We start from the raw sequence: 2,358 nt of genomic DNA, 5'->3' as shown, positions 1-2,358 counted from the left end.
CGACGAGGCTGGGGAGGTGTGAGGTGCGGTCGCTGTGTGGTGCGGGGTGGGACTCGAAGGGGCAGCCGTGAGGACGCCGGAGGCGACACAAGCACCACAACGAGGGAGTGAGTGAAACGAACGACCGAGTGAGGAGCACAGCGAGCGTCCGGCGTCCTCACGGCGGGGGCTTCGGCGGTCTCGGTCAAGTCCGAGACGTCGTCCTACTCGACTGAAAACTAGAGCGTCGTCGCGCTCCGAGAACCGACGACCCGAACGTCTAGGCGCTGCCGTCGACGAACTGCTCCGCGCCCTCGTAGAACCAGTAGCCGTTCTCGCGCATCGCGCGGCCGAGTTCCTGGTGGAACTCGACGAAGTCCGCGAACTCCTCCTGCTCGACGTTCTCGAAGATCTCCTCGACCGAGACGACCGTCTCGTAGTCGATCCGGATCGGGTGGTCGCCGTACTGCTCGACGTACTCCGCCGCCGTGAGCGGGAAGTCCTCCTCCTCGTCGATCTTCTTCGCGAGCACGGCGTGGCCGTACTGCCGCCTGCCCTCGCTCCCCTGCTCGCCGTCGGGGTCGTGTGGCCAGTCCATACCGAACGATCCGCCGGATCGGGCATAGTGGTTTCGAATGGGGCGGTCGCTCTCGCTCCTGCCGGCACCGCGACGCACCCCCGCCGGCACCGCGACACTCCTTCCGAACGTCCAGTTCGATCCCGGAATCCTCCGCCGGACGCGACGCGCGGTCGGACCGAGCCAACCGGAATATCAGTGCTGATACCTCGCCACCGACGTTTATCAATGGCTGTGAAAACAGCGAATCATGTCCGCTGACGACCGAGACGGCGTCTTCCAACGTCTCTCTCATCGACTTCGCAGCCGGTATCTCTTCAAAATCGCAGCGGCGGTCATCGTCGTGTCGACGGTGCTGCTCGGGACGGGCGCGCTCGCCGTCGATCAGGTCCAAGCGAGCGTCGAGTCCGACGCGCGGGAGACGCTGACGAGCGCCGCCGAACGGGAGGCCGAGGGGATCGACGGCTTCCTCGACGACATGAACGGGTACACGAACCGGGTCTCGTCGGCCTCCGGCGTCCAGTCGTCCAGCGAGGGACGGATACGCGACGAACTCCGGCAGAACGCCGACATGCTCCCCGAGTACGTGGTCGACGTCCACTACTACGACATGGTGACGAACGAGGTCACCGTGAGCACCTCGCCGACGACGGAGGAGACGACGTTCTCCGAGGACGAGCGGCCGTGGGCGGTCGGGCCGGCGGCGTTCGCCCACGCCAACGAGGTACGCTCCTTCGAGCCGTACAAGGCCGACGGCGAGAACCACATAGGGTTCGTCAGCCCGATCAACAACGTGCCCGGCAAGGCGATCGTGATCACGGTCGACCTGTCGGAGCGCGGCTCGCTCCTGACCGCCCCGGTCGACGGCGGCAACATGCAGGTCGTCTCCACCGCCACCGGGCAGGTCGCGCTGGCGTCGAACAGCGACGCGATCTTGCGCGACTACTTCCTGATCGAGGAGCTGTCGCACCTCCGGAGCGACGTGACGGAGTCGACGACGACCGATGTCACGGACGCCGAGCAGACGGTCGTGAACGGCTCGGAGCTCGCCACGGCGATCGCGCCCGTCGAGGGGAAGTCGTGGGCGGTCGTCGTCGCGGCCCCGCAGAGCGCGGTGTACGGGACCGTCGGCGACGTGACGCGGAGCGTGCTGGTCCTGATCGGCATCTCGGTCGTCGGTCTCCTCGCCGTGGGCGCGTTCGTCGTCCGCGACGTGAACGGCTCCGTCGACGATTTGCGCGGGTACGCCGAGGCGATCGAGGCGGGCGAGCTCGACGTCGAGATCGACCGCGAGCGCGCCGACGAGTTCGGACAGCTCTCGGCGCTGTTCGACCGCATCCGCGAGACGATGCGCGAGCAGATCGCGGCCGTCGAGGAGTCCGCCGACGAGGCCGCCGCGGCCCGCGAGGAGGCGGAGGAGCTCTCGGCGCACTTAGAGACGAAGGCCGACGAGTACGAGGCGGCGATCGACGCGGTCGCCGAGGGCGACCTCACCCGCCGGCTCGACCCGGAAAGCGAGAGTGAGGCGATGACGGCCATCGCCGAGTCGCTCAACGAGACGCTCGACCGGCTGGAGGCGCTCGTCGTCGGCATTCAGGACGCCGCCGAGACGGTCGACGAGCGGAGCGCCGAGGTGACGGACTCGGCCGCGGAGGTCGAGTCGACCAGCGTCGATGTCGCCGAGAGCGTCGAGGAGATCTCGGTCGGCACGGAGCGACAGGAGGAGACGCTCGCGACCGCGGCCGCCGAACTCGACGACCTCTCGGCCACCGTCCGAGGAGATCGCCTCCTCGACGGATGAG

The 2,358-nt window shown here is 68.0% G+C and carries 2 protein-coding genes; one reads left to right on the top strand and one right to left on the bottom strand.

Features of this window, described 5'->3' with window-relative positions; translation table 11 throughout:
• Nucleotides 1–259: 259 nt before the first annotated feature.
• On the bottom strand, nucleotides 260–577 hold the full coding sequence (locus BN903_RS03830; RefSeq protein WP_048076436.1) for a DUF5785 family protein: 318 nt from the start codon (nucleotides 575–577) through the stop codon (nucleotides 260–262).
• A gap of 229 nt (nucleotides 578–806) precedes the next feature.
• On the opposite strand from BN903_RS03830, the gene BN903_RS03825 reads away from it, so the two are divergent.
• Nucleotides 807–2,357 (top strand): HAMP domain-containing protein, encoded by a 1,551-nt coding sequence (locus BN903_RS03825; protein ID WP_228841002.1) that lies wholly within the window; start codon nucleotides 807–809, stop codon nucleotides 2,355–2,357.
• Nucleotide 2,358: the final 1 nt, after the last annotated feature.

The organism is Halorubrum sp. AJ67 (assembly GCF_000513435.1).
This window is presented reverse-complemented; position numbering and strand designations above follow the sequence as displayed.